Below are 1,946 nucleotides of genomic sequence, written 5' to 3'. Positions count from 1 at the left end.
CCGCCTGGCCCTCGCCGCCAGTGATGCAGCCCTTGCCGCAGCCAGTCTCATCGACGCCGACCGCCTCCAATACAACAACGCCACCACCACAGCCGTCCGATGCGCCCTTGACACCGCCGCACAATCCCTCAAAGCGGCAACCCGCCATATCGAAGCCGTGCAAAAGCCCCGAGGGTTGAGCAGCCCAGGCCCATCGTGGAGCAACGCAACCACCTGACCAGCTCCCGCCTGGGCACGCCGCCGGGTGCCAGGTACGGAAACGGGCGAGCCAGCCGCCGACCTTCCGCGCGGCCAGCGCCTCCCGCTGCTCACGGCGTTCCCATTCGGCCTGTTCGCCTGGAGGGCGGCGGCCCTGGTGTGGCTTTCGCAGTCCTCACACAGCGCCGGATGCCAATGCGTGGTGGGGTCTGGGTAGTCACGCGCGGCTTCCCAGCGGTCGTCGGGAAACTTCGCCCCGCACTGCGCGCAGGCCGGACGCCGGGCCTCGCGCTCGGCCGCTTCCTGCTCGGCCTTGCATTGCTGTTCGGCCCGGTACGCCTCCTGGCGGGCGATCTGTGCCTCCCGGGCGCGGGCGTCGGCGGCGTCTTTGTGGGGGTTGCCGATCGCGTCGGTGAGGGACTGCATGCCGGTCTGGCCGAAGCGCCAGAAGACGGCCCCGGCCGGTCCGTGCTCGCGCAGGTTGTTCAGCCCGGTCGCGATGATCGGGATCTTCTGGTCGTAGGAGTGGAAGCCGTCCCCCCGGTGCCACTGGCCCTGCCACAGGTGCCGGGTCAGGTCCGCCAGACGCGGGACGGTGCGGTCCGGGTTGCGATCGCCGATGCGGTGGAAGACCAGCAGCACCGGAAGGTGCGGCACGTCGTACCCCAATGAGCCCTCGGGTGCTGGCCAGCGGGTCCGCCACATCGCCCGCTCCTTGCCGTCGGTGTCCTTCACCTGCCGGTGGAAAAACCGCGCGTACTTCTCCAGCTTGTCCGCGAGTTCCTCAGCTGTCTCGTAGCAGTTGTCGACCTCTACGAACAGCAACGGCACCCCGTCCTGCGCCGCGGTCACCACAATGTCGGCCTGCGCGCCGCCTCGGCCCGGCACGTTCCACGTCCCCGTCGCCGGCAGCGGAACCTCCGTCGCATAGGAGGCGAGGCTACCGAGCCCCGCCGGGCCGTCCACGGCAGCACGGGCGGCTGCCAGAGCTGCAGGCGGTTCCCCAGCCAGCAGGACCAGGTCCGGCTTCGGGCGCAGCAGGGCGATGACGGTCTCGTTCACGGACAGGGCGTGCGCGGCTCCGCTGCTGCCCGCGCCGCGGGCCGGGCCCCCCATCTCCCACAGCGGGCACCGCAACTCGTGAGAAGCCGCTTCAAGACCCTTGGGAGTCAGGTTCCGCAGGGTCTCGCCGCCCTTGGTGACACCGCCGTCTCACCGCGACGCGCCGGCATCTGCTCTCCGCGGTCACGCACGGCACCGTCGTGACCCTCGCCCAGGTGGAGGTCGGCGCGAAGACAAACGAAACCACGCACTTCCAACCGCTCCTGGCACCGCTGGACCTGGCCGCCGCCGTTGTCACCTTCGACGCCCTGCATTCGGTCAAGGCAAACATCTCCTGGCTGGTCGAGGCCAAGAAGGCCCACTACATCGCCGTGATCAAGACCAACCAGCCGACCGCCCACAGCCAGCTCGCAGCCCTGCCCCGGCGGGACATCGCCGTCCAGCACACCGCCTCCGGGACCGGGCACGGCAGGCGCGAGTCCCGCTCGATCACGACCTGCGCCATCGCGGACGAACTCGGCGGGATCGCCTTTCCCCATGCCCGCCTGGCCATCCGCGTCCACCGCCGGCGCAAGCAGACCGGCAAGCGCGAGACCCGCGAGACCGTCTACGCCGTCACCAGCCTCGACACCCATCAGGCCGGCCCGGCCGACCTGGCCGCCGCGATCCGCGGGCACTGGGGAGTG

General features: G+C 70.6%; 1 protein-coding gene and 1 pseudogene. One reads left to right on the top strand and one right to left on the bottom strand.

Annotation, left to right across the window (positions count from 1 at the left end):
- On the bottom strand, positions 1-1,314 hold a 1,314-nt coding region (locus AC3ET4_RS30655), incomplete at its 3' end, for a replication-relaxation family protein (RefSeq protein ID WP_431955211.1).
- A gap of 113 nt (positions 1,315-1,427) precedes the next feature.
- Between AC3ET4_RS30655 and AC3ET4_RS30650 the strand changes: the two are divergent.
- Positions 1,428-1,946: pseudogene (locus AC3ET4_RS30650) on the top strand (ISAs1 family transposase); the annotation flags it as partial.

It is taken from the genome of Actinacidiphila sp. bgisy167, from assembly GCF_057707665.1.
This window is presented reverse-complemented; position numbering and strand designations above follow the sequence as displayed.